Origin of the sequence: Lysobacter antibioticus, assembly GCF_000731095.1 — a bacterium.
In the GTDB taxonomy this organism is placed as follows: domain Bacteria; phylum Pseudomonadota; class Gammaproteobacteria; order Xanthomonadales; family Xanthomonadaceae; genus Lysobacter; species Lysobacter antibioticus_B.
Window position 1 is genome coordinate 25,087 of record NZ_JMTZ01000014.1, and the last position, 25,755, is coordinate 50,841.

Genomic DNA, 25,755 nt, shown 5'->3' on the forward strand with positions numbered 1-25,755 from the left:
GTGTCTGGTGGGGTCAGTAGTTTGCCGAGGACTTTCGTGGCTGGCGATCGCGACGCCATCATCCACAAGCCCCTGCCGTTCCCCCCTTTGCAAAAGGGGGGCAGGGGGGATTTGCTCCTGCTCTCGCCTCTGCTCTCCACCGCGGAACACCCCCAAGGCCTCGCCGCATGAGTCTGCTCAGCCCCAGCCTGCACAGCGAAATCCAGCACCACGCCGCGCTCGATGCGCGCATGGTGCGGGTCGCGCGCGGGATCAAGCTGCTGACCATGGCGAGTTGGCCGTCCGGCCTGGAAGTGCAGTTCCTCGACGACTATGCGCGCGGCGTCGCGCTGCTGCCGGTCATCGAGTACCCGAAGTACGACTTCAGCGAAGCGCGCCGCGAACTCGAAGCCGTCGCCGCCGAAGCCGACCCGGATCATCCGCTCGGCGAATACCTGATCGAATCGGCGCATTCCTGGGGCATCGCCGCGCAGTTGCTGGAATCGCTGGGCTCGACCGCGGTCACTGCCTACTCGGTGCAGTTGTTCGGCAAGCCCGATGCGGCGCTGCCCGGGCAGGGGCCGAGCACACGCGAGGCCGCCAACCATTTCATCTCGATCGCCAACGAGCTCGACCGCGAGCTGATGTCGCCGGCCGAAACGGTCGAGATCTCCGCGACCGCCCTGAGCCTGCAACTGCAGCGCGACCTCGACGACTACTTCGACGCCCGCGTGATCGAAGTCGTGCTCGACCCGGACCTGATCGCCAAGGCCGCGGCCGGCGCGACCCGCATCCGCCTGCGCAGCGGCGCGGCCTTCAGCGACTACGACCGCCATCAGCTGCTGCAGCACGAAGCCTTCGTGCACTCGCTGACCGCGCTCAACGGCCGCGAACAACCGGTGCTGCCGAGCCTGGCACTATCGTCGCCGCGCACCACCGCAACGCAAGAGGGCTTGGCGACCTTCGCCGAACAGATCACCGGCAGCATCGACATCGGCCGCATGAAGCGCCTGAGCCTGCGCATCGACGCGGTGGCGATGGCGCTCGATGGCGCCGACTTCATCCAGGTGTTCCGTTACTTCATCGACGCCGGCCAATCGCCGGCCGACAGCTTTGCCTCGGCTCAGCGCGTGTTCCGCGGCGTGCCGACGAACGGCGGCTCCGCCTTCACCAAGGATGCGGTCTATCTGCGCGGCCTGGTTGGCGTGCACACCTTCTTCCGCTGGGCCTTGCGCCAACAGAAGCTGCACCTGTGCCGCTGGTTGTTCGCCGGCAAGATGACCCTCGGCGACGTGCAGCGCTTCGAGCCCTTGTTCGACAGCGGCGTGCTGGCGCCGCCGCGCTGGATGCCGCCGTGGATCACCCGCGCGAACGGCTTGGCCGGGATGCTGGCGTTCTCGCTGTTCGCCAACCGCATCCGCCTGGACCAGATGGCCGAAGGCGATTTCAGCGAAATCGGTTGAAGACGAGGAGTGAGTGGAGAGGAGTGAGGAGTGAGTAAGGGCAGAAACCTTAGTCTCACTCCACTCTCCCCGTCACCCGGCCAAGCGGCTATCGGTACGGCAAAGGGCAAGGCTCTGCTTTCGTTCACTCCTCACTCCTCCCCACTCACTCCTGGCTTCAAGCCATGTGCAGCCCGCCGTTGACCGCGTAATCCGCACCCGTCACGAAGGCCGCATCGTCGGAGGCCAACCACGCGCACAGGCTGGCGACTTCGTCCGGCTTGCCCAGGCGCCGCACCGGCACCGATGCGGCGAGCCGGTCGAGCACGTCCGGCGGAAACGCACTGATCGCGGCGCTGGCCACATAGCCCGGCGACACCGTGTTGACGGTGACGCCGCGCGCGGCGAACTCTTGGGCCAGGGCGCGGGTGAAACCGTGCATCGCCGATTTGGCGGTGGCGTAGTTGACCTGGCCGATCTGGCCCTTCTGCGCGCTGACCGAGGCGATGTTGATGATCCGGCCCCAACCGCGCGCCGACATGCCGTCGATGACCTGCTTGGTGATGTTGAACAGGCTATGCAGATTGCCGGCCATCACCGCGTTCCAGTCCTCGCGCGTCATCTGCCGGAACAGCACGTCGCGGGTGCCGCCGGCGTTGTTGACCAACACGTCGATCTCGCCGACCTCGGCCTTGACCTTGGCGAACGCGGCCAGGGTCGAGTCCCAGTCGGCGGCATTGCCTTCCGAGGCGATGAAGTCGAAACCCAGTTCGCGTTGTTCGCGCAGCCAGGCGGCCTTGCGCGGCGAATTGGGGCCGCAGCCGGCGACCACGGTGTGGCCGCCGAGGGCGAGCTTCTGGCAGATCGCGGTGCCGAGGCTGCCCATGCCGCTGGTGACGTAGGCGATGCGGAGTGTCATGGCGCGGTTCCTAGTGATGGACGAACGACGAAATGGGGCTATGACTTTCTGTAGGAGCGGCGCAAGCCGCGAGCAACCGAAGTGGTGGTCGAAAGCGTTCTGTTCGAAGCCAGGACAAACGGCGCAACCGATCAAACAGATGCTTGCTCCAGGCTTCGGCCGCTCCGCTCGCATACGTGACTGCGGTGGTCGCGGCTCACGCCACTCCTATAAAAGCCAGATCAAGACGCCAGCGGATACAAGGCCAGTGCCAGCGATGCGAACATCAGCACCAGCGAAATCAGCACCGCCCATTTCAGGGTGAAGCGTTGGTGGTCGGCGAAATCGACGTTGGCCATGCCGACCAGCAGATAGGTCGACGGCACCAGCGGGCTCAGCAGATGCACCGGTTGGCCGGCGAGCGAGGCGCGGGCCATCTCGACCGGCGTGATGCCGTAATGGCCGGCGGCTTCCGACAGGATCGGCAGCACGCCGAAGTAGAAGGCGTCGTTGGACATGAAGAAGGTGAACGGCATGCTTGCGATCGCCGTGATCACTGCCAAATACGGGCCCCAGGCGTCGGGAATCACCGCCAGGAAGCTGCGCGACATCGCCTCGACCATGCCGGTGTTGGACAGGATGCCGGTGAAGATGCCGGCGGCGAAGATCAGCGACACTACCGCGAGTACGTTGCCGGCATGGTTGCCGATGCGGCGGCGTTGTTCGGCGAGGTCGGGGTAGTTGATCACCAGCGCCAGGGCGAAGCCGATCATGAACAACACCGGCAACGGCAGCACGCCGAGCACCAACGCGGTCATCAGCGCGAGCGTCAGCGCGGCGTTGATCCACAGCAGCTTCGGGCGCTTGGTGTCTTCGCTGTCGGCCAGGGTCGGCAGGTTGTCGCTGGCGGTGTCGAGGTCGGGGTTCCAGTCGGCGGCATGGCCGTCCAAGGTGACGATGCCGAGGCGCTTGCGCTCGCGCAGGCCGAGGTACCAGGCCAGCAGCAGGATACCGACCAGGGCCACCGCCATCGCCGGCACCAGCGGCACGAACACGTCGCTCGGGTCGACGTGCAAGGCGGTCGCCGCACGTGCGGTCGGGCCGCCCCACGGGGTCAGGTTCATCACCCCGCCGGCGAGGATGGTCACGCAGGTCAGGTTGAGCGCGTTCATGCGCAGGCGCTGGAACAACGGCAGCATCGCCGACACGGTGATCATGTAGGTGGTCGAGCCGTCGCCGTCGAGCGAGATCAGCATCGCCAGCACCGCGGTGCCGACCACGATCTTGACCGGGTCGCCCTTGACCAGCTTGAGGATGCGCTTGACCACCGGGTCGAACAGGCCGGCGTCGATCATCACCCCGAAGTAGAGGATCGCGAACATCAGCATCACGCCGGTCGGCGCGATCTTCTTGATGCCCTCGATCATCATCTCGCCGATGTCGTTCCTGAAGCCGCCGACGAGGGCGAACAGGATCGGGATCACGATCAGAGCCACCAGCGGCGACATCCGCTTGCTCATGATCAGGTACATGAAAGTCAGGACCATGCCGAAGCCGAGTGCGGTCAACATGAGGGACTCCGTTGGGGCGAGCAGTGAGATGGGAGAAGTGAGGAGTGAGAGAGGGCGAAAGCGGAGTGTTTTTACTCACTCCTCGCTTCTCACTCCTGCTTTAGAAGTCGTACTGAAACCGCCCGGTCAACGCGCGGGTGCGGTCGAGCGTGCGATCGGCCAGACGGTCGCGGTTGCGGCTTTCGATCCAGTCGAGCATGAAGCGCAGGTTCGAGCGCAGGTGCCAGTTGACCCCGACGCTCGCCTGTTCCATCGACACGTCGCTGAAGTTGCCGCGGCCGGCGAGGTGCTGCTTGCCGCGGATCGTGTCGTAGCGCAGCGCGACCTGCCACGCGCCGCTGCTGCGCGCCGGCTTGACCCGGGCGAAGCGGCCGGTCTTGCTGTCGTAGGGCATCGATTCGCCGGTCAGGAACCAGCCGACCAGGCCATAGGCCGAACGGATTTGGCCGCGCTGGCTGCCGTCGTCGAAGTTGGCGCCGCCGAGTTCGGACTGCAGATATAACGGCCCGTGGGCGAGGCCGAACTCGAGCGAGTACTTGTCGACATCGGTGTCGAGCCCGCGATTGAAGTTGATCAAGGTCGCGCGGCTGTTGTCGGACAGATGCCCGGCCGGGCGCGGGGCGATGCGCAGTGCATTGGCGCCGTCGCGGCCGGGATGGTCGTAGGCCTCGCGCGCCAGCGACAGGCCCAGGTGCAGGGTGCGTTCGTCGGCGTGCAGCGGCGTCCAGGTGCCGCGCGCGCCGACCGCTTGGCCCTTGACCTGCCACACGTCGATGTTTTCCAGGCTGTAGACGCTGCCGGCAACGGTGTAGTCCTCGCGCGCGGTGATCCATGCGGCGCCGAGCCGGTACAGCGGCGCGACCGAGCTGGCGAACATGCTGCGCTCCATGAACACGCCGTAGTTCGAGCTGATGCGGTCGTCGAGGGTGAAGTGCTGCTTGAACTGGCCCAGGGTCAGCTTGCCGGCCTTGAAGTCGCGGGTGACGTAGACGTCCTTGGCTTCGATGCTGTCCTTGGAAAAGTCGTCCTGCAGGCCGGCGAAGTCGCCTTCGATCTTGTAGCCCCAGCCGTAGAACTTGCCGGACACGTCGAGCCAGAGCCGACGCACCTCGGTGTCGTCGCGGTTGCGCAGGCCGCGCGCATCGTTGTCGAAATCGGCGAAGTCCCAATGCAGGCGGCCGCCGAGTTCGGCGGTGACCGGGCCGTCTTCGGCCAGGCATGGGGCGGCGAACAGGCACAGCGCGGCGCACGCGGCGGCGTGACGGAAAAGCACCATCGTAGGCATCTCGTTTCCCTATTTTTCTGCCGTTTTTCGACGACAGGCGCGTATTCGTGCGCTTATAGTTGCTTCGGCCAGGACGGCCAGCCGCAACCCCTCGAGCGCAGGCTAGGCGGGCGAAGCTGTCATTGACCTGTCACTGGACCTGCCATTGGAGCTGTCCCGCCGAGATCGGCCCGGCGGGACCCGACTTCGGCAACTGCAAGGGCCCCCGTTCGATGCGCATTCTGTTAGTCGAGGACAACGCGGACCTGGCCGACGCCATCGTCAGGCGGATGCGTCGCGACGGCCACGCGGTGGACTGGCAGTCCGACGGCATCGCCGCGGCCAGTGTGCTTCGCTACCAGGCCTTCGACCTGATCGTGCTCGACATCGGCCTGCCGCGGCTCAACGGCCTCAGCCTGCTGGCCGGCTTGCGCGAACGCGGCGACACCACGCCGGTGTTGATGCTGACTGCGCGCGACGGTATCGAGGACCGGGTCAAGGCACTCGACGTCGGCGCCGACGACTACCTCGGCAAGCCCTTCGATTTCCGCGAATTCGAAGCCCGCTGCCGGGTGCTGCTGCGGCGCAATCAAGGCCGCGCCGCCGGTGTGATCCAGGTCGGCAGCTTGGCCTTCGACAGCGCCGCGCATCGGGTCACCCTCGACGGCGAGCCGATCGAAGTGCCGAACCGCGAGTTCCGCCTGCTCGAAATCCTGATCGGCAAGCTCGGCCAGGTGGTCAGCAAGGACGAGATCGGCAACGGCCTGTTCGGTTTCGACGACGAGGCCGGGCCGAACGCGATCGAGCTGTACGTCGGCCGCCTGCGCAAACGTCTCGCCGCCGCGCCCTTGCGCATCCTCACCGTGCGCGGTGTCGGCTACATGCTCGAAGCGGCCGCGCCGGCCGCCGGGCAGGCCGGCGCGGAGCCGCTCGATGCTTGAGCCCGCGCGCACTTCGCCGGCGCGGCACGGTTCGATCCGCCGCACCTTGTTGGTTTATCTCGGCGTCTTGTCGTTGATCGGCGCGGTGCTGCTGTTCGTCGCCGCGCGCAGCTACGGCCGCGCCGCCGCCGACCGTTCCTACGATCACCTGCTGATTGCGTCGGCCTTGTCGATCGCCGACAGCGTGGCCCTGGTCGACGGCCAGTGGCAGGTCGATCTGCCGTACGCCGCGCTCGACCTGTTGGCGATGGCGCCCGAAGACCGGGTGTTCTACCGCGTCGCCAGCCGCGAAGGCGCGACCATCACCGGCTACGACGACCTGCCGGTGCCGCCGTCGCCGCCGCGCGACGGTCAGCCGCGTTTGTTCGATGCGCTGTATCGCGGCGAACCCACCCGCTTCGTCGCGGTCTCGCGCTGGGTCGCCGGACCGGCCACGCAAGGGCAGGCGATCGTCCAGGTCGGCCAGACCCGCATCGCCCGCGAGGCGCTGGCCGACGATGTGGTGCTGCGCGCCCTGGTCGCCATCGTGGTGCTGTCGTTCGCGGCCCTGGCCCTGGTGGGGATCGGCGTGCATCGCGCGCTGCGGCCTTTGCAGAAGCTCGAACGCGATCTGTCGCTGCGCGAACCCTCCGACCTCAAGCCGGTCGCCGGCGAGGTGCCGCTGGAACTCGACCAACTGGTCGGCGCCTTGAACCGCTTCATGGCGCGGCTGTCGGCGAGCAACGAGACCCTGCGCGCGTTCATGGCCGACGCCGCGCACCAGATGCGCACGCCGCTGGCGGCCTTGCGCGCCCAGGCCCAGCTCGCCCTCGACGAGGACGACCCGGCCGAGCAGCGCCGCAGCCTGGTCACCATCGAACGCAACGCCAGCCACATGAGCCGGTTGCTCAACCAGTTGCTCAGCGACGCCAGCGCAATCCACCGCTCGCACCTGCAGCAGTTCGAGACCGTCGATCTGGCCGAGTTGCTGCATCAAGCGCTGTACGAATCGATCCCGCAATCGGGCCCGCGCCCCGACGTGCGCCTGGCCGCGACCCAGGGCCCGGTGCTGGTGCGCGGCGATGCCTTGCTGCTGCGCGAAGCGATCAAGAACCTGATCGACAACGCGCTCAAGCACGGCCAGCCGCGGCCCGGCAGCGAAGGCGGGCCGCTGCAGATCGCCCTGACCGTGGCCGAAGGCGAGGGCGCCTCGACCGCAGTGTTGACCGTGGCCGACCACGGCCCCGGCATCGCCCCGGCCGACGCGCAGACCGTGTTCGAGCGCTTCGCCCGCGGCCACAATGCCGCCGCCGGCGGCGCCGGGCTGGGCCTGGCGATCGTCAAGCGCATCGTCGACAGCCACGGCGGCCGCATCGATCTGTCCAACCGCGTCGGCGGCGGGTTAGTGGTGACGTTGCGACTGCCGAGGAGCATGGTTTGAAAAACGTGTACGGAAAAGTGAGGAGTGAGTGCAGAAAAGTGAGAAACGAGAAGAAGCGTTTCGGCGCTGTGCGCTGCTTTTGCCTTTACTCATTTCTCACTCTTCTCTACTCGTTCTTCGCTCCTGCCGAGGAGCATGGTTTGAAAAACGAGTTCGGAAAAGTGAGAAACGAGAAGGTGCGCCCAGATTCGCGCTATGGCGCGGCGTTTTGCCTTTGCCTTTACTCGTTCCTCACTCTTCTCAACTCGTTCCTCGCTCCTGCCGAGGAGCGCGGTTTGAAAAACGAGTACGGGCAGATGAGAAATGAGTTCAGAAAAGTGAGAAATGAGAAGAAGCGCCATGCCTCGCGCTATAGCGCCGCGCTTTGCTTTTGCCTTTACTCATTCCTCACTCTTCTCAACTCGTTCCTCGCTCCAGCCCACGCCGCGCCCGGTGACGTGCGCCTGTTCAAGGCGCCGCAGACGCGCAACGCGCAACTGCGCATCCACGGCTCGACCGACATCGAGAACTTCGCCGCGGTCATCGCCGACTACCAACGCCTGCATCCGGGCACCGAGGTCGAGTATTCCGACCTCGTCGCCCAGGACATCTACACCCGCCACCTCGCCGCCGGCCGCGGCCGTGTCGCTGACCTGCTGATCAGCAGCGGCATGGACCTGCAGACCAAGCTGGCCAACGACGGCCACGCGCTCGCCCACCGTTCGCCGGCCACGGTCGGCCTGCCGGCGTGGTCGCACTGGCGTCACGAAGCCTTCGGCATCAGCTACGAACCCATCGTCATCGTCTACAACAAGCGCCTGCTGCCGGCGGCGCGCGTGCCGCATACGCGCCGGCAACTGCTCGCGCTGCTGCGCGACCCGGCCGCGCCGCTGGCCGGCCGGGTCGGCACCTACGACGTCGCCCGCAGCAGCGTCGGCTATCTGCTCGCGACCCAGGATCACCAGCTCGGCAGCATGGCCGGCGCCTTGCAGGCCGCGCTCGGCGACAACCGCGTGCGCCTGGAAGAACGCACCGGCGCCTTGCTCGACCGCGTGACCCGCGGCGAACTCGCCCTGGCCTACAACGTGCTCGGCTCCTACGCCCAGGCCCGCATCGACGCCGGCGCGCCGCTCGGCATCGTCCTGCCCGAGGACTACACCCTGGTCCTGCTGCGCACCGCGCTGATTCCGCGCACCGCGCCGAACGCGGCCGAGGCCGGGCGCTTCCTCGATTACCTGTTGTCGCCGCGCGGCCAGGCCATGCTGGCCCAGCAGGTCGGCCTGCAGCCGATCCGCGCCGCCAACGGTGCGCCGCTCTCGCCGCATGCGCGCGACGGCGCACGGGTGCGTGCCCTGCGCCCGATCCCGCTGGGGCCGGGCCTGCTGGTGTACCTGGACGCGCTGAAGCGCCGCCAGTTCCTCGAGGCCTGGCGCAGCACGGTCCAGCCCGAGCGCAAGGCGGCCGCCGATGCGCCGTGATCGGGTTCGCCTTAAGCCGGCCGTTCTCAAGCCGGCCCATCCCGCACCGGCCCGCCCATACGCCGGCGTCGGTTCGGTGTCGCGGCCGATCGCCGCGGCCGGCCCGCGCCGGGTTCGGCAAAGCGCCCGCGCGGCGCTGCGGGTACAACTCCAAAGTACTAAGGCTTTCGCCACCGCGGTCGCGCGAATCCGCGTCGGCGATCCTTTAGACTGCAAGTCCACCTTTCCTCGCGCCCTTGCCACGGCAGCCATTCCCTGATGTCCGACAACGATCTGAAAACCGCTGCGCTCGACTACCACCGCCTCAGCCCGCCGGGCAAGATCAAGGTCACCGCGACCAAGCCGATGGTGACCCAGCGCGACCTCGCCCTGGCCTATTCGCCGGGCGTGGCCTACGCCTGCGAGGCCATCGTCGAAGACCCCAACGCCGCCAGCGAGCTCACCGCCCGCGGCAACCTGGTCGCGGTCATCAGCAACGGCACCGCCGTGCTCGGCCTGGGCGACATCGGTCCGCTGGCCGGCAAGCCGGTCATGGAAGGCAAGGGCGTGTTGTTCCAGAAGTTCGCCGGCATCGACGTGTTCGACATCGAAATCGACGAGCGCGACCCCGACAAGCTGGTCGACATCATCGCCTCGCTGGAACCGACCTTCGGCGGCATCAACCTCGAAGACATCAAGGCCCCGGAGTGCTTCATCGTCGAGCGCAAGCTGCGCGAGCGCATGAAGATCCCGGTGTTCCACGACGACCAGCACGGCACCGCGATCATCGTCGGCGCCGCGGTGTTCAACGCGCTGGAAGTGGTCGGCAAGAAGATCGAAGACGTCAAGCTTGCCACCAGCGGCGCCGGCGCGGCCGGCATCGCCTGCCTCGACATGCTGGTCGCCCTGGGCATGAAGCCGGAGAACATCCTCGCAGTCGACCGCGACGGCGTGCTCTACACCGGCCGTCCCAATCTCGACCCGGACAAGGCCCGCTACGCCCGCGACACCGACAAGCGCACCCTGGCCGACATCGTCGCCGGCGCCGACGTGTTCCTCGGCCTGTCGGCCGGCGGCGTGCTCAAGGCCGAGATGGTCGCGACCATGGCCGCCAAGCCGATCATCCTGGCGCTGGCCAATCCGTATCCGGAAATCCTGCCCGAAGACGCCAAGGCCGTGCGTCCGGACTGCATCATCGCGACCGGCCGTTCGGATTACCCGAACCAGGTCAACAACGCGCTGTGCTTCCCGTACATCTTCCGCGGCGCGCTCGACGTCGGCGCGACCGTCATCAACGAAGAAATGAAGCTGGCCTGCGTGCGCGCGATCGCCCAATTGGCGCGCATGGAATCGTCCGACCTCGGCAGCGCCTACGGCGGCGACGTGCCGACCTTCGGCGCCGAATACCTGATCCCGCGCCCGTTCGACCCGCGCCTGCTGGTCATGCTGGCCCCGGCCGTGGCCAAGGCGGCGATGGACTCCGGCGTCGCCGCGCGTCCGATCGCCGATATGGACGAGTACGAGGAACGGCTCAGCCAATACATCTACCGCACCGGCCTGCTGATGAAGCCGGTCTACGACCGCGCCCGCGCCGACCGCAAGCGCGTGGTCTACGCCGAAGGCGAGGAAGAGACCGTGCTGCGCGCGGTGCAGACGGTGATCGACGAAGAGCTGGCCCATCCGATCCTGATCGGCCGCCCCGACGTCATCGAGACCCGCATCCAGCGCCTCGGCCTGCGCATGCGCGAAGGCGTGGACTTCGAGTTGACCAACATCAACGACGACCCGCGCTTCAACGACTACTGGCAGCAGTACCACGCCCTGACCGAACGCCGCGGCGTCAGCCCGGCGGCGGCGAAGAACCTGCTGCGTTCGCGCCCCACCTTGATCGCTGCCCTCATGGTCGAGCGTGGAGAGGCTGACGCAATGATCTCTGGGTTGGTCGGCCGCTTCCACAAGAAGCTCGGCTACATGCGCAGCATCTTCGACTTCGACCCGGGCGTGTCGGGCACCTCGGCGATGACCGGCGTGATCAACGACCAGGGCGCCTGGTTCTTCCTCGACACCCACGTCCAGGTCGACCCGACCGCCGAGCAGATCGCCGAAGCGACCCTGCAGGCGACCTACCGCCTCAAATTGTTCGGCATCGAACCGAAGGTCGCGTTGCTGTCGCACTCCAACTACGGCAGCCACGACAACCCGTCGGCGGCGAAGATGCGCAAGGTCCGCCAGATCATCAAACAGCGTCAGCCCAAGCTCGAGATGGACGGCGAAATGCAGGCCGACACCGCCTGGGACGACGCACTGCGCAAGCGCATTTTCCCGAACGCGACCCTGCACGGCCGCGCCAACCTGTTCGTGCTGCCGAACCTGGACGCCGCCAACATCACCTACAACATGGTGCGGGTGATGACCGACGGCGTGGCCATCGGCCCGATCCTGATGGGCCTGGACAAGCCGGCGCACATCCTGACCCCGGCCTCGACCCCGCGCCGCGTCGTCAACATGACCGCGATCGCCGCCGTCGACGCCCAGATCCGCGCCTCGCTCGAATCCGAGCGCAAGGGCCTCGGCGAAGTCGGCGGCACCTGAGCCGCGTTTCGCGGTAACCGTCGGCTGCATCGATGATGCAGCCGGCGTCGCGGCATCGCGGTTTGCGTTGTCGTTGCGAGGTCGCGGTCGCGACTCACGTCGCTCCTACAGGGGGCGCAACGCCGCGCCTGCCGCGCAACAAATTCCCCACGCATCCTCATGCCGCTCCCCCCTTTGGAAAAGGGGGCAGGGGGGATTTGCTTCAGCGCTCCGTTTGCATCGGCAATTGATTTACGCGGTCGCGGCTTGCGCCGTTCCTACCCCAAAGCCGCGCCAGCAAAGGGTAGGAGCGGCGCAAGCCGCGACCGCGAACCCGAACGCCAGCGGCGCAACATTCAATGCCCGCGTAGCCCCACGACAACACCTGCGCCCGCACCCACCCCCGATCACGACGCAGCAAAGCCCCTCTCCCGTTGACGGGAGAGGGGTGAGGGCCGAGCGCCGATCAACCGCCTCAGCCCAACTCAACCTCGCCCGGCAACCACTTCAACGCAAACTCCCGCAACAACTTCACCTTCGCCGAGCGCCGCAAATCCGGATGCGTCGCGAACCACAAATCCGCCCGCACCTGCGGCAACGGCGCCGAAATCCGCCGCACCGCCGGCGACGCATCGGCCAGATAACACGGCAACAGCGCCCGCCCCAACCCGGCCTCGCAGGCCGCCAACGCCGCCGGCAAGGTATTGACCCGCATCGCGATGCGCTCGGCCGGCACCCGGTCGCTCAACCACTGCGCCGACGACAGATGCGCCAGGCTCTCATCGAGCGCGACCCAATGGCCCTGCGTCAACGCCGCTTCGTCGAGCGTCGTCTTGCCACGCCCGCCGCCGCGCCCGGCCGCCGCATAGGCCGCGATCGAAATCGCCGCGACCTTGCGCGAGGACAAACCTTCCGGCGGCAACACGCTCGCCCGCAGCGCCACATCGGCATCCTGCTGCTGCAGGGTCAAGAACGCATTGGCCACGACCAGGTCGCAACGCAGCCCCGGCTGCTCGGCCCGAAACGCCGCGCACATGCGCGCCGCCACCGGTGCCAGGGTGTCCGGCAGAGTGATACGTATGCGCCCCTCGGTGCGTGCATCGCGCCCGGCGAGTTCGCGCTGCAAGCGCTCGGTTTCGGCGAGCACGCGTTGCGCGCTGGCGATGGTCAACTCGCCGGCATCGGTCGGCGTATAGCCGCGGCGGCTGCGCCGGAACAGCGCCGCGCCGACCCGCGCCTCGACTGCGGCCAGGCGCCGGAACGCACTCGAATGGTCCAGCGCCAAGGCCTTGGCCGCGCCGGTCAGGCTGCCGTGCGCGCCGATCGCGCGCACCAGTTCCAGGTCGTCCAGGCTCAATCGTTCGTGTCGCATGTGCAAGCAATCCTTGTCGGTTCGCCGTGTTGGCGCGGCGTCGGGGTGCGCGGAAAGTATCGGCTTCCCGACTGGAGTACGCCATGAAGCTCTACTACACCCCCAGCACCTGCTCGTTCGCCCCGCACATCGTCATCCGCGAACTCGGCCTCGACGCCGAACTGCGCCGCGTGCGCCTCGGCGCCGAACCCCTGGTCGTCGCCGAAGGCCGCGACTTCCGCGAACTCAACCCGCTCGGCTACGTGCCGCTGCTCGAACTCGACGACGGCCGTGTGCTGACCGAAGGCGTGGCGATGCTGCTGCACCTGGCCGATCTGAAACCCGAAGCCGGCCTCGCCCCCGCGGCGGGCACGCCCGAGCGCGACGAACTGCACCGCTGGTTGAACTTCATCAGCTCGGAACTGCACAAGACCTTCAGCCCCTGGCTGTTCCACCCCGAATACGGCGAACAAGCCGCCAACGTCGCACGCGAACGCCTGGCCAAGCGCCTGGCCGTGGTCGAGCGCCACCTCGCCGACCGCGACTACCTGCTCGGCGAACGTTTCAGCGTCGCCGATGCCTACTTGTTCACCATCGCCGACTGGACCCGCCCGCTGAAGATCGCGCTCGACCCGTACCCCGCCTTGGCCGCCTACCTCGAGCGCGTGCGCGCCCGCGACAGCGTCGCCGAAGCCCTGCGTCGCGAGAAAGCGCCATGATCGCAGAAGCCATCAAACCCTCCATGGCCTGGACCATGCTGATCGCCGCCGGCCTGATCGACGTGGCCTGGGCGCTGACGATGAAGCTGTCGCAGGGCTACACCAAGCCCGGCTGGACCGCAGTCTCGATCGTGGCCCTGATCGCCTTCGTCTGGCTGCTCGGCCGCGCCCTGACCGCCTTGCCCGTCGGCAGCGCTTATGCCGTATGGACCGGCATCGGCGCCGCCGGCACCGTGCTGATCGGCTCCATCCTGTTCGGCGAATCCATCACCCCGTTGCGCCTGGGCGGCGTCGCCCTGATCGTCGCTGGCATCGTGGTGTTGCGTAGTGCGCCGGGGTAAGGCGCCTGGATGATCTGTCGATGCTGAAGTTTGCGCAGCAGGCGAAGCATGGCGGTCGCGGCTCGCGCCGCTCCTACCCAAAAGCGACGTAAGCAAAGGGTAGGAGCGGCGCAAGCCGCGACCGCGAACCCATAACCGCCGCGACCCGATCAGAAAACCCGCGTCCGCGCCCCAGCCACCGCAACCAGGCTCCGGTAAATCAAACGAACCTCAGAGGCCGCCTTCCAGCCAGAGATCCCGAGATTCGGCGCCTGCACCGGCACCGTCCACCGATCCTCCGGCCCAAACTGCGCCCCAATGCGGGTACTCCCGCACATCACGCACCAACCCGGCCCGCACCGGATTCATCACTACATACCGCGCCGCGTCGATCAACGACTCCTCCCGCCGTAGTGCATGGTCGTGATACGCCTGCGCCCACACCGCATCCAACACCGGCAACCCATGCATCGCCGCCCGCACCCGGCGCGACGCACAGCACTTCAGTTGTCGGACCAAGGCTGGCAACGAATCCCGCGGCCCCAGCTCGACCAGCCCATGCCAATGGTCCGGCATCAACACCCAGGCCAACAGCTCCGACCGCTCCCACGAACGCCGATCCAATAACGCTGCGATCGCGCACCGCGCCAGCTCGGCGTCGGCGAACAAAGCACGCCGCTGCGCCGTCGTGAACGTCACCAGATACACGTGATGCGCTTCCGACACCCGGCCCCGCCGCAGCGCGGCGTGACCGGGGGCTTTCGCGAGAGATTGATCGAGCATGCAGACAGGTTCGCCGCGTGCCGCAAGCGGGCCCATCGGGAAACGAACACGCCGCGTGTCGGGTTTCGTCCCGCCCCCGTATCACCGACCGCGTAGCAAAAGGGGTAGGAGCGGCGCGAGCCGCGACCGCGCCACCGTATAGGCCGGCGCAACCCGCCAATAGCCGACACACCGGCCGGCCGATATAGAACGGACGCCACCCAAACCTTCGCCGCTACCGGCAACCCTGCGGTCGCGGCTTGCGCCGCTCCTACCCAGAAGCGGCGCAGCAAAGGGTAGGAGCGGCGCGAGCCGCGACCGCGCCGCCGCATAAACCGGCGAAACCCGCCAATTGCCGGCAGACCGGCCGGGCCCGCCAATGAAGAACCGTCGCCATCCAAGCCCTCGCCGCCACGGGCAACCCCGCGGTCGCGGCTTGTGACCAAAGGAAATCCCTGTGGGACGCCGCTCCTACCCTAAGAGCGGCACAGCAACGGGCCCCATCCCGCAAACCACACGCCCGCGTATCCCCGCCAACCCGCCCAACCCCACCCGCCACCCCCAGCACACCCCTAGCCAAAACGGACTATTCCACCCTTTACAGCCGCCACCGCAAGCCGTAACCCCGTCACCGTTTGTTAGACTCGGTGCTCTAATCCGTCCCCCACCTTTGAGGCGCGGCCACGGGGCCGCGAGATCGATGAATCAGCCGCTTGCCAGCTCTTTGCACGACCTGCTCCAGAACGACCCCGATCCGACCGAAACCCAGGAGTGGGTCGAGTCCGTACAGGCCGTCATCGCCCGCGACGGTGCCGAGCGCGCGCATCAGCTGCTCGAAGGCATGGTCGAAGTCACGCGCCGCGCCGGCGCGCACCTGCCGTTCCAGCCCACCACCGAATACATCAACACCATCCCGCCGCACCTGGAGGCCAAGAGCCCCGGCGACGCCGCGATGGAATGGCGGATCCGCTCGCTGATCCGCTGGAACGCCATGGCCATGGTGGTGCGCGCCAACCGCAAGCCCGGCGACCTCGGCGGCCACATCGCCAGCTTCGCCTCGGCGGCCACCCTGTACGACGTCGGCTTCAACCACTTCTGGCGCGGCCCCGAAGGCGACCACCCCGGCGACCTCATCGGCATCCAGGGCCACAGCTCGCCCGGCATCTACGCGCGCTCCTTCCTCGAAGGCCGCCTGAGCGAATCGCACCTCGACAACTTCCGCATGGAAGTCGACGGCCGCGGCGTCAGCTCCTACCCGCATCCCTGGTTGATGCCGGACTACTGGCAGGTGCCGACGGTGTCGATGGGCCTGGGCCCGATCAGCGCCATCTACCAGGCGCGCAACTGGAAATACCTGGAAGGCCGCGGCCTGATGCCGAAGTCCGACCGCAAGGTCTGGGCCTTCCTCGGCGACGGCGAGACGGACGAACCCGAATCGCTCGGCGCCATCTCGGTGGCCGGCCGCGAAGGCCTCGACAACCTGGTCTTCGTCATCAACTGCAACCTGCAGCGCCTCGATGGCCCGGTGCGCGGCAACGGCAAGATCATCCAGGAGCTGGAAGGCCAGTTCCGCGGCGCAGGCTGGAACGTCATCAAGACCGTCTGGGGCAGCTATTGGGACCCGCTGCTCGCGCGCGACACCACCGGCAAGCTGCGCCAGCTGATGATGGAAACCGTCGACGGCGAATACCAGAACTGCAAGGCCTTCGGCGGCAAGTACACCCGCGACAACTTCTTCGGCAAATACCCGGAAACCGCCGCGCTGGTCGCCAACCTGTCCGACGACGACATCTGGCGCCTCAACCGCGGCGGCCACGACCCGCACAAGGTCTACGCCGCCTACCACGAGGCCGTGAACACCAAGGGCATGCCCACCGTGATCCTGGCCAAGACGGTCAAGGGCTACGGCATGGGCGCGTCGGGCGAATCGCTCAACCCGACCCACGGCACCAAGAAGATGGACGACGAAGCCGTCCGCCTGTTCCGCGACCGCTTCAATATCCCGGTCAGCGACGAGCAGCTCAAAGACGGCGCCGTGCCGTTCTTCCACCCCGGCGAGAAGTCGCCGGAAGTCGAATACATGCTCGAGCGCCGCAAGGCCCTCGGCGGCTTCCTGCCGCAGCGCCGCCGCAAGGCCAGCACCTCGCTCGCCGTGCCGCCGCTCGAAACCTATGACCGCCTGCTCAAGAGCACCGGCGAGCGCGAAATCAGCACCACCATGTCGTTCGTGCAGGCGCTCAACATCGCCCTGCGCGACAAGCAGGTCGGCCCGCGCATCGTGCCCATCGTGGCCGACGAAGCCCGCACCTTCGGCATGGAAGGCCTGTTCCGCCAGCTCGGCATCTACGCCCCGCACGGCCAGAAGTACAAGCCGGTCGACCGCGACCAGCTGATGTACTACCGCGAAGACACCACCGGCCAGGTGCTGGAAGAAGGCATCACCGAAGCCGGCGCGTTCTCCTCGTGGCTGGCGGCAGCCACCAGCTACAGCACCAACGACCTGCAGATGCTGCCGTTCTACATCTATTACTCGATGTTCGGCTTCCAGCGCATCGGCGACAGCGCCTGGCAGGCGGCGGACATGCGCGCGCGCGGCTTCCTGCTCGGCGCCACCGCCGGCCGCACCACGCTTAACGGCGAAGGCCTGCAGCACGAAGACGGCCACAGCATGGTCCAGGCCGGGTTGATCCCGAACTGCCGCAGCTACGACCCGACCTTCAGCTACGAAGTGGTGACCCTGCTCCAGCACGGCATGCAGCGCATGCTGACCGAGCAGCGCGACGAGTACTGGTACCTCACCCTGATGAACGAGAACTACACCCACCCGGATATGCCCGAGGGCAGCGCCGAGGGGATCATCAAGGGCATGTACCTGCTGAAGGACGCCGGCAAGCCGAAGAAGGGCGAACTGCGCGTGCAGCTGCTCGGCAGCGGCACCATCCTGCGCGAAGCCATCGCCGCGGCCGAGTTGCTCGACAAGGACTTCGGCGTCACCGCCGACATCTGGTCCTGCCCGAGCTTTAACGAACTCGCCCGCGACGCCACCGACGCCGAGCGCTACAACCGCCTCAACCCGGAAGCCAAGGCCCCGCGCAAGCCCTACATCACCGAGCTGCTGGAAGGCCGCCAAGGCCCGGCGATCGCCGCGACCGACTACATCCGCATGTACCCGGAACAAGTCCGCGCCTTCGTGCCGATGCGCTACACCGTGCTGGGCACCGACGGCTTCGGCCGCAGCGACACCCGCGCCAACCTGCGCCGCCACTTCGAAGTCGACCGCTACTACATCGCCCACGCCGCCATCGCGGCCCTGGCGGCGGAAGGCAAGATGACCGGCAAGGACGTGGCTCGGGCTATCAAGCAGTACAAGATTGATGTGGAGAAGCCGAATCCGTTGGGGGTTTGAGCTAAACGTAAAAAATGAAAAAGAGCGGCCATTGGTCGCTCTTTTTCATTCTGGCGTGGACAATAGTCTGTCCTTGCGCTATAGAGTTCTCATGTTTTTATAGCTCTTCTGGATTCTTTAGACGCGTAGCACGCTGGGGGCGTGACGAATGGACGCATTATCTACGTATATCTCCGAGATTGTCTCGTTTGTTGTTGGCGCTGTTTCAGGCTCGCTTCTGACCTTGCATTTCAAGAATCAGCGGGCCAGCGGCCAAGCAACTGTCGTGGATCAAAGTAAGACCCACGCTGGTGGCGATATAGTCGGACGCGACAAAATTAATAAGTGACACGGGCGCATCGGTAGGTGTCGCTAATGAATGTAAACCAAAAAGGAGCCTCCGCAGGAGGCGATGTCGTGGGTCGCGACAAGATGGAGGTACATCATCATCCCGTCCCGCCGAAACTATCCAAGTTAGAGAAGCTCAAAGAGCGGCTATTGCAGGAAGTCGCCGATGGGCGTTGCTCGTCAGAAATTATTGAGCAGCTTCGATATTTTCAGAAGAAGGTTCCTGAGGATGGTATCGCTGGCCTAGAGGCGAAGCTAGAAGCTTCTGGGCGCACTGCGCAGCTCATGATTGCTCTAGAAATGAAAGAGCAGTTCGCTAAGCTGTTAGAAAAGTGGTCCCTCTATGCATCCGCGCAAGAGATATTTGCGCATCTTCTTGCGATGGCTGAATACAAGTATTCACACCAGATATTTCCTCTGGTGTCAGAGGTAGGGCCAGTTGAGTTTGACGAGCTAATTGACCAAAAAATAATAGTCCCTGCGATAGACGAACTAGGTATAGATGTATTTGCTCTAGATCATCGCACAGCAATGGGCATGATTTACTGGTTGGCTGAGCAGTGCAGATTGAGGTGGCATGTATGAACTACCTCACTTTTCAACCTGCGTTCGATGTATTTCATACAGAGTTCCGCTTTCTGAGACTGCGAAGGTTGATGGAGTCAGGCATTGCTTGGCACTACGACCAACTCCGCATCGCCGATTTCTATATGTTGTTCTTCTTCCGTCTCCAAGATGTTCGTCTTGCGCGGCAGCACACCTCGATAAAGAAATTTGCTCACAAGGTCGGCGAGGGGCGCTATGAAAGGCAGCCCGATAATGCGTTGATCTTCGGCCGTATGGAGCGAATACAGAGAGCTGCCATTGGCACTTTGATTGCGAAAGAATTCTTTGACGCTGAGTCTTTCAAGAATGAACTAGTTGTCGAGACGGATCTTGTCGAGCCGGAGGCCGTGTCGCAGAGAATTGATGCGATAAATCGACAGGAGACCGAAATAATGCAGTTTATTCAGGTGCTAATAGCAGACTATGCCTTATTGGGGCCTAATGGACTAAAGGATAGGACTGGGCTACTGGAGTATCGTTATGACGCGATTTGATCCGAGTCTAATGATTCGCCGGATGGTTATTGAGCGGGCCAATAATAAAGTATACGATGAGAGGTTTCACGCGGGAGTTAACATAATTCGTGGAGAAAACTCGTCCGGAAAATCAACAATACTAAATTTTATTCATTATGGTCTGGGCGGTGACGTAAATGAATGGAGTGAAACGGCTCTCTTGTGCGAGCGGGTAACGATAGAAGTCCAACTGAGTGGAAAAGTGGCTACGCTCTCGCGCTTGATTTCCGCAAGTCCGCGACAGGCGATGGAGGTGTTCTTCGGCAATTATGATGATGCTGTGAACGCCGGCCGATCGCAATGGGAGCGTTACCCATATATCCGATCGCAATCAAAAGAGAGTTTTTCACAGGTATTATTTAGATTGCTTGATATACCCGAGGCCGCAAGTGAGGATAGTGGCAACATCACTATGCATCAGGTAATGAGGTTGCTCTATGGTGATCAGCTAAGCCCAGTTGACGAATTATTCGCTCATGAGGGGTTTGATAATTCAAAGATTCGAGAGGCCGTCGGGAGGTTGCTTTGTGGGGCCTTCGACAACGAATTGTACGGGAATGAACTCGAAATTCGAGATGTTGGAAAACGATATGATTCAGTTGCGGCGGAGCTTAATAGCCTCTACAAAGCTCTTGGTCAGGCTGGTCATGATCTAACACTTGATTGGGTGGCAGAGCAACGCGTTAGAAATGAAGCAGAACGGCAAAGCGTTGAGAATGAGTTGACAAGGATTCAAAAAGAGGCCGCGGGGCAAAGCTCCAGCCCAACGTTGAAAGCCCAAGAGGAAACTTATTTACAGTTAGTAGATAAACAGAAGAAAGTCGCGGCGCTAAGGGAAGAAAAGGATTCCATCGAGTTGGCCATGGCAGATTCCGACGCTTTTATTCGGAGTTTGGAAGAAAAGCTAACTGCCCTGAAGGACTCCGCTCTAATTGCGCAGGAGATAGGGACGGCTCAGTTTACAGCGTGTCCAGCTTGCTATGCCGCAATAATCGCAGGTGAGCACGGGGTTTGCGCGCTATGTAAGGCGCCGTATGACGACGACATTGCATCAGAGCGAATCGGGGGGTTGATAAATGAAACAGCTCTTCAGTTACGTCAGTCAAAACTCTTGCAAGAAGACAGGGTGACCCGTTTTGCTGAGGCGGAATCTTCATTCCTAGTTGCTGCGTCTGAATGGCAAGCAGCTGCGAACAGATACACGGCAGTTCAAAAACGCCCTACTAACGAAAACGAACATCGGCTCAATGAGCTTTATAAGCGGCTCGGTTACTTAGATAGGCGGGATGAAGATATAACAGAAAAGGCGAAAATGATTGAGGTTGTAAACGCCTTGTCTACTCAGAAAAGAGAGCTAAATGATCGACTGTCTTGGCTGAAGGGCCAGAATGAGAAGCTGGTTTATACTCAAAGGGCGCGTCTAGCTGATGCTTATATGTCGATATCTGATAATGTCAGGATATTGCTCTCTAAAGATCTTAAGCGCCAAGATTCGTTTGAGAATCCACAAAAAGTGGATTTCAGCTTTGCGGACAATAAAATTAGTGTGGACGGGCATACCTATTTTTCGGCAAGTTCTCGAGCCTTCCTGAAAAGCGCTTTTCTCTTTGGATTCCACTCCGCCGCCACTCAGAAAAGTTATTTTAGGCACCCTCGTTTTGTCATGTTAGACACCATTGAGGATAAGGGTATGGAAGCCCCTCGGAGCCAAAATTTTCAACGTCTGGTAGTGGAGTTTTCTGAGGCGGCGCCGTCACAGAGTCAAGTGATATTAGGCACGGCAATGATCGCCGAGGAGCTCAATAACGACGCTTATGTCGTGGGCAGATTCTACACCCGAGACAATCGCTCACTGGATTTCGGCTAGTAATGTAAAAGAATTTCTGGGTTATTTGATCTTTCTTTTGGGCAGTGCAGGGTGCTTTATGAAGTCGAGAGATCTTTTAACGACGCCGGTTCTGATCGTTACAAATTACGTAATAGAGCCTTATTCTGGCGGAGGGTTTCTACATCGATTTACGCCCGAAACAACAAGCACGGTTTATAAATTTATCGCGAATCAAGAGCCGGAGCTTGTGGTAGGGGAGAGGTACAATATCGGCTATAGGGTCGAGGATGGGGAAAATGTAGTCGATATGTCGGCTACAGCCAAGGCAAATGACGTAAATAAGGACGTTAGCTTTTATGTAGCGAGTTTGATTGGAGCTCAACTGCGAGAAACAGAGCTGAACAAGTCTCTACAAAGAGTGAGCTATAGAGCTTCTGATGGCATTTATTTGGGTAAAAAGTATGCGTGGCGCATATACGGCATGATGATCGCTCGGGATACTTTTGACGAATATTTGACTTGCATCGGACATCCATCCGTTCCGTGTATTACGGATGAAAGCCCATCGGTGGCCTATAGGGAGGACGGTCTTAAGGAAGCCATGGAGAAGTTGATAATATCTTCGGTGTTAGTTGGAGGAAATCGTTTTAAATCTAATCTGCTTCCATCAAAAAAGTGGTTTCAGATAAAAGGAATTACGGCAATTACTGATAAGAAGTAGTTTTCTGGTCTTGAGCTTGGCCCTGCAGTTTTTCCGCCTTCGTTTATAGTAGTATTGCTAAGTGGTGCTGGTGTATTACGTTTATCGTAATTACGAATATCGTAATTGACGAGTCTCGTCTGCCGGGTGATTCTTTTTGCTATCGCTTAAGTTAAAGCGAACGACTGTTCTTTAAGTCTGGGCAAAAGGAGCTGGGCATGACCATAGGTCTACCGCAAGAAACCGCTGCCGTGCGGATCAACCGCTACGAGAAGGCGGTCCATGACGCCGATCTGGCGACCGCGCGCCGCATCGCCGAAGCCTTGGGCGTCCCGCTCGCCTTCCTCTATGCCGAAACCGACACCATGGCCGAGGCTATCCTGACCTTGGGCCCTGTTGTTCAAGCCCGAGCAGCGCAAGGCCGTGGCCGACCTCAAGGCTCGCCTAACGGAGTCGGTCGCCACCGGCAGCAAGGCTTGACCGGGGGCGGTCCAGTGGGCAGGGCAGGCGAGGGCGGCGACTGAGCCGCCTCGCCTCAAGTTACTGAGCCGACTAGTTCACCCATAAGATCGTCGATGGGATCAAGACTCTTCTGGTAGCGCCGCTCAAATACTTGCGAGCGGTGGTAGTCCAAGTAAGACGCCTGCTTCTCGCTAAACAAGCCGCAGTTCCGCCCTTGGCGCAGGTTCAGACCCAAGCGCTTTATCACGTCGGCCGGCAGGTCACTGGTGACGATGAGGCTGCCTTTGCCTTCGAAGGTGATCCAGCCGCGATCAAACAGCAGGTCCGCTTGTGGTGTCAGCAGCATTCCGTTGTGGGCGTCGGTGCGTTCGTCGCCACTCGTGCAGGCTGCCCAGGGCTTGATATGGCTGGCGCGAAGAAAGCGCAGATCTTGAATGCCGGTCAGCCGGCACTGCTTCTCGAGGCCGAGCAGGCGCCGACGGAACAAGGACTGCTTGTTGCGAACTTCGATTAGTCGCGAAGAGACGGTGCTGTCGAGCGTCTTATACGGGGTCTGGGGCTCTGCGACCTTGTTGCCGGCAAAGAAGGCGCCGTCTTCTACTGGGACTAGGCGAAAGACGATCGCGGTCCGCAAAGCGCCGCTAGTGTCCGGCGTATTGGGCCTCAGGTAGGACGACTGTTTGACGAACTCGCCGAGGTAACGATATGGCTTGCCGCGTCCCATCATCTGAAACAGCAGCAGCCTCTTGCCGTCGGCTACATGGTTCTCTATGGCCCGGTTGCCGCCTGTGTACTGCATGTCCCCGCTTTGGCCTTCACCAAAGTAGTGAAAGACACGTTCGTCATCCCAGAAGTCCTCGTAGCCGTGCGACTTACCTGCCTCGCCGGTGAAGGCGATGATGAAGGGCTGGTCTTTTGGCGTAGAGATCCCGCCTTGCCGTTGGCCACCCAGCAAGCCATGAATTTCGTTGCCGCGGTGATAAAGCGCGCCAACTTCAAAAGGAAGGTCGATCACTGGGGCTTCGCCATGGCTGCGTCCGATGCGGGCGTAGAGGTACTTAGTCTTCCAACAGGCCTAGCAACATCTTTTGTTTCTTGGCGGGCAGTCGACGGTAGCGGGCCAGCAATGCCTGCTCGTCCTGACTGTCTGCCGCCCGAGGGGACGGCTCACTGGCTTTGCGGACCTTATCGGTCTTTGTGGACCCGGACTTCTTCCCCGTGATCAGCCAATCCAGCGTCACGTTGTCCTGGGCGAACACCTGCAAGAACAACTCAAGGTGCCCCAGATTGGGCTCGGCCCGCCCGGTCTCCCACTTGGAGACAGTCGCCCCTGTGACCTCGAGTTCGAAGCCCAGCTTCTCCTGGGACCAGCCGCGAGCTTCGCGCAGGCCACGCAACCTAGAACCGAAAGTATCCATGGCCGGAGTCTGACCAAATCGGCAAGGACTTTCCTTTCCAAAATGGTTGACTTTTGTGTTTCCATATTGGAAAGTTAGGGTGTGTCTGATCTGGACATGTCAGCTGGTTCTACTTGCCGCCTGCTTAAGGAGTAGATGCATGGATGCAGTCCTAAGTGCTCGTCTCGAAAATTCCCGATTCTTTCGTTACTTGAAGCCAGGTGAAGAGCCCGAACTGGCCCTTCTGCAAAGCATCGCAGACGAGTTGGGGGTGCCGGTCGCCTACCTACTCACGGATTCGGATCTGCTTGCCCAGATGGTGCTGGCCTTTGGATTGCTGTCGGAAGGGCAGCAGCGCAGGGTTCTGAATCAGATCAAGCGGCAGATATTTCCGCCGCCTAAGTCTCGCTGCTGATTCTGTTGCGATGCAGGTGCTGTGCGTGAGTAAGTGCCGCACTAGATGAAAGATCGTAACGAGTGATTTGTCGATTCGCTACCGTGATCTTTAGCGCGTAGTGCTGTCACTTATTAGGAATGCGCAACTCTTAGTAGCCGTTGATTCGAACGTCGAAGGTGCATACGCTTCTATCGGATGGCAATGAGCCGCCGGTGTGCTGACTCGATGCATCTGATCGATGCATACGAAGTTCCCAATGAAATGAAGGGCGATATGGAAGTCGCGCGTGTTCTGTCTAATTTCCGAGGTTTCGCCATCAGTATTCGGGCAGCTGTCTTTTCGTTCAGCGCCGGCTGTGTCTCTGCATCTAGGTGGATCGTGAAAGAGCGATGCACACCGCTCAAGCCGCGACCCCATCTCATCTAATTGTTCCCCGCAACGCGCAGGCTCGCTCGCCTGTGCCGTAGTTTCGTCAACAAGGAGTTGCACCATGAACGACCAGTTACAGATTGCTGCAGTTGGATGTGCAGAGCTGGGTAACCGCTCGGAGTCCTCACGGCCGAAGTGCACAGCTAAACAGAACGCCAGGAAATGGATCGCTGTCGCTGGAGGCATGCTTCTAATGGCCTCAATGCAAGCACAAGCCATAGGAAAGTACTGCTTCGGATGCTCGGCCGCAGAGATGAACCAGCTTGCGTGGGAGAGTGTTACCGAAATGGCCAGCCAAGGTCCGCTGTATGCGTTAGACCTCCGAAACGGCGTAGTCCGAAAGTACGAGTATCGAAATAATGTGACGGGAAGCTGGAACCCGGAGTTCGACCCGTTCGAGCAGTGGGCGGAGGAAGTGCCCGTCGAATCCAACGTTGCTGCAGGCGTAGCGGACGTCGGAAATTACATGCGCGCAGCGTCGCATGAATCCATAATTCTTCCGCCTAATACCCCGGGTATGCCCAGTGATGTGTACGAGGCAATAACGACATCGTCGTACGATGACGACATCGCATACTGGATCAACCTCAATTCTACCGGTGACTTCTATAACCGCGCGGCTGACGCCCTTCAGCTGATTAGCACGTGGTTCGGATCAGAGGGGCTGCGTGTCTATGTGAAGTTTCAGTGGCAAGATGGCTCGTCTGCTATGTACGGATGGGACTCAGTGCAAAAGACTTGGGTGCGCATACCGAACACGGCGCGTGATGGGCGCAAAAATTTGATTCCAGAGTCGAAAGAACAGCTCAGCTCAAAGACATATCTATTCCCGAACGCTACCGTCGGCGGGAGCGATGCTGCTGATGATTTCTACGATATGTGGAACTATATTAAAGGCATGGAGGTGCCCGTCATTGATGGTACGGGTGGTCTTGGCGGTTACGGCTACAAGATGGTTTGCACCCCTGACAGATGCGACATCTACATCCAGCCGCGCTAAATGAAACCAGGTGG

The 25,755-nt window shown here is 62.5% G+C and carries 22 protein-coding genes; 15 read left to right on the forward strand and 7 right to left on the reverse strand.

From position 1 onward, the window contains the following. Nucleotides 1-167 precede the first annotated feature (167 nt). Nucleotides 168-1,442 (forward strand): flavohemoglobin expression-modulating QEGLA motif protein, encoded by a 1,275-nt coding sequence (locus tag EX88_RS0105520; protein ID WP_031371008.1) that lies wholly within the window; start codon nucleotides 168-170, stop codon nucleotides 1,440-1,442. A gap of 157 nt (nucleotides 1,443-1,599) precedes the next feature. Here the strand turns inward: EX88_RS0105520 and phbB are convergent, their stop codons facing one another. From phbB to EX88_RS0105535, 3 genes are all read right to left on the reverse strand, one after another. Further along, nucleotides 1,600-2,340 (reverse strand): acetoacetyl-CoA reductase, encoded by a 741-nt coding sequence (phbB, locus tag EX88_RS0105525; protein WP_031371009.1) that lies wholly within the window; start codon nucleotides 2,338-2,340, stop codon nucleotides 1,600-1,602. Between the two features lie 221 nt (nucleotides 2,341-2,561). Further along, entirely contained in the window at nucleotides 2,562-3,890 is a 1,329-nt protein-coding gene (locus EX88_RS0105530) for a CitMHS family transporter (RefSeq protein ID WP_031371010.1), read from the reverse strand. 100 nt (nucleotides 3,891-3,990) lie between these two features. Beyond that, a complete protein-coding gene (locus EX88_RS0105535) occupies nucleotides 3,991-5,175 on the reverse strand; it encodes an OprO/OprP family phosphate-selective porin (protein ID WP_036148140.1) in 1,185 nt (394 codons plus the stop codon). Nucleotides 5,176-5,387: 212 nt separating this feature from the next. Between EX88_RS0105535 and EX88_RS0105540 the strand changes: the two genes are divergently transcribed. The 4 genes from EX88_RS0105540 (at nucleotide 5,388) to EX88_RS0105555 (ending at nucleotide 11,543) form a co-directional block, all read left to right on the forward strand. Next, complete coding sequence (locus EX88_RS0105540) at nucleotides 5,388-6,095, forward strand: response regulator transcription factor (RefSeq protein WP_031371012.1); 708 nt, start codon at nucleotides 5,388-5,390, stop codon at nucleotides 6,093-6,095. Further along, complete coding sequence (locus EX88_RS0105545; protein WP_031371013.1) at nucleotides 6,088-7,515, forward strand: sensor histidine kinase; 1,428 nt, start codon at nucleotides 6,088-6,090, stop codon at nucleotides 7,513-7,515. Before EX88_RS0105540 ends, EX88_RS0105545 begins: the two co-directional genes overlap by 8 nt. A gap of 437 nt (nucleotides 7,516-7,952) precedes the next feature. Beyond that, nucleotides 7,953-8,972, forward strand: coding sequence for an ABC transporter substrate-binding protein (locus EX88_RS0105550; protein ID WP_235186202.1), 1,020 nt, complete (start codon nucleotides 7,953-7,955; stop codon nucleotides 8,970-8,972). A 258-nt stretch (nucleotides 8,973-9,230) separates the two neighbouring features. Beyond that, entirely contained in the window at nucleotides 9,231-11,543 is a 2,313-nt protein-coding gene (locus EX88_RS0105555) for an NADP-dependent malic enzyme (protein ID WP_031371015.1), read from the forward strand. A 454-nt stretch (nucleotides 11,544-11,997) separates the two neighbouring features. On the opposite strand, the gene EX88_RS0105560 is transcribed toward EX88_RS0105555, so the two are convergent. Further along, nucleotides 11,998-12,894, reverse strand: a complete 897-nt coding sequence (locus EX88_RS0105560; RefSeq protein WP_081930646.1) for a LysR family transcriptional regulator — start codon at nucleotides 12,892-12,894, stop codon at nucleotides 11,998-12,000. Between the two features lie 83 nt (nucleotides 12,895-12,977). Between EX88_RS0105560 and EX88_RS0105565 the strand changes: the two genes are divergently transcribed. Both EX88_RS0105565 and EX88_RS0105570 read left to right on the forward strand, forming a co-directional pair. Continuing rightward, nucleotides 12,978-13,592 carry a glutathione binding-like protein gene (locus EX88_RS0105565; protein ID WP_031371017.1) on the forward strand — a complete coding sequence of 205 codons (615 nt, stop codon included), beginning with the start codon at nucleotides 12,978-12,980 and terminating at the stop codon, nucleotides 13,590-13,592. Beyond that, entirely contained in the window at nucleotides 13,589-13,933 is a 345-nt protein-coding gene (locus tag EX88_RS0105570) for a DMT family transporter (RefSeq protein ID WP_036148141.1), read from the forward strand. The genes EX88_RS0105565 and EX88_RS0105570 overlap by 4 nt, the downstream gene beginning before the upstream one ends. Before the next feature lie 210 nt (nucleotides 13,934-14,143). On the opposite strand, the gene EX88_RS0105575 is transcribed toward EX88_RS0105570, so the two are convergent. Further along, nucleotides 14,144-14,695, reverse strand: a complete 552-nt coding sequence (locus EX88_RS0105575; RefSeq protein WP_235186203.1) for an REP-associated tyrosine transposase — start codon at nucleotides 14,693-14,695, stop codon at nucleotides 14,144-14,146. A gap of 679 nt (nucleotides 14,696-15,374) precedes the next feature. On the opposite strand from EX88_RS0105575, the gene aceE reads away from it, so the two are divergent. From aceE to EX88_RS25755, 6 genes are all read left to right on the forward strand, one after another. Then, nucleotides 15,375-18,080 (forward strand): pyruvate dehydrogenase (acetyl-transferring), homodimeric type, encoded by a 2,706-nt coding sequence (gene aceE, locus EX88_RS0105580; RefSeq protein WP_031371020.1) that lies wholly within the window; start codon nucleotides 15,375-15,377, stop codon nucleotides 18,078-18,080. Nucleotides 18,081-18,434: 354 nt separating this feature from the next. Next, on the forward strand, nucleotides 18,435-18,992 hold the full coding sequence (locus tag EX88_RS0105585; RefSeq protein ID WP_031371021.1) for an ABC-three component system protein: 558 nt from the start codon (nucleotides 18,435-18,437) through the stop codon (nucleotides 18,990-18,992). Further along, on the forward strand, nucleotides 18,989-19,507 hold the full coding sequence (locus EX88_RS0105590) for an ABC-three component system middle component 5 (protein ID WP_031371022.1): 519 nt from the start codon (nucleotides 18,989-18,991) through the stop codon (nucleotides 19,505-19,507). Before EX88_RS0105585 ends, EX88_RS0105590 begins: the two co-directional genes overlap by 4 nt. Continuing rightward, nucleotides 19,494-21,395 (forward strand): ATP-binding protein, encoded by a 1,902-nt coding sequence (locus EX88_RS25105; protein WP_036148142.1) that lies wholly within the window; start codon nucleotides 19,494-19,496, stop codon nucleotides 21,393-21,395. The genes EX88_RS0105590 and EX88_RS25105 overlap by 14 nt, the downstream gene beginning before the upstream one ends. Nucleotides 21,396-21,453: 58 nt before the next feature. Continuing rightward, nucleotides 21,454-22,077 (forward strand): hypothetical protein, encoded by a 624-nt coding sequence (locus EX88_RS25750; protein WP_152566107.1) that lies wholly within the window; start codon nucleotides 21,454-21,456, stop codon nucleotides 22,075-22,077. 197 nt (nucleotides 22,078-22,274) lie between these two features. Further along, nucleotides 22,275-22,580, forward strand: a complete 306-nt coding sequence (locus tag EX88_RS25755) for a helix-turn-helix domain-containing protein (protein WP_152566108.1) — start codon at nucleotides 22,275-22,277, stop codon at nucleotides 22,578-22,580. A gap of 11 nt (nucleotides 22,581-22,591) precedes the next feature. On the opposite strand, the gene EX88_RS24345 is transcribed toward EX88_RS25755, so the two are convergent. Both EX88_RS24345 and EX88_RS0105615 read right to left on the reverse strand, forming a co-directional pair. Beyond that, nucleotides 22,592-23,533 (reverse strand): HNH endonuclease signature motif containing protein, encoded by a 942-nt coding sequence (locus EX88_RS24345; protein ID WP_051884564.1) that lies wholly within the window; start codon nucleotides 23,531-23,533, stop codon nucleotides 22,592-22,594. Nucleotides 23,534-23,576: 43 nt separating this feature from the next. After that, nucleotides 23,577-23,936: a helix-turn-helix domain-containing protein gene (locus EX88_RS0105615; RefSeq protein ID WP_031371025.1), complete on the reverse strand. Its 360-nt coding sequence runs from the start codon at nucleotides 23,934-23,936 to the stop codon at nucleotides 23,577-23,579. Between the two features lie 139 nt (nucleotides 23,937-24,075). Between EX88_RS0105615 and EX88_RS0105620 the strand changes: the two genes are divergently transcribed. Beyond that, on the forward strand, nucleotides 24,076-24,330 hold the full coding sequence (locus tag EX88_RS0105620; RefSeq protein WP_152566109.1) for a hypothetical protein: 255 nt from the start codon (nucleotides 24,076-24,078) through the stop codon (nucleotides 24,328-24,330). Between the two features lie 472 nt (nucleotides 24,331-24,802). Continuing rightward, entirely contained in the window at nucleotides 24,803-25,741 is a 939-nt protein-coding gene (locus EX88_RS0105625; protein WP_152566110.1) for a hypothetical protein, read from the forward strand. Nucleotides 25,742-25,755 lie beyond the last annotated feature (14 nt).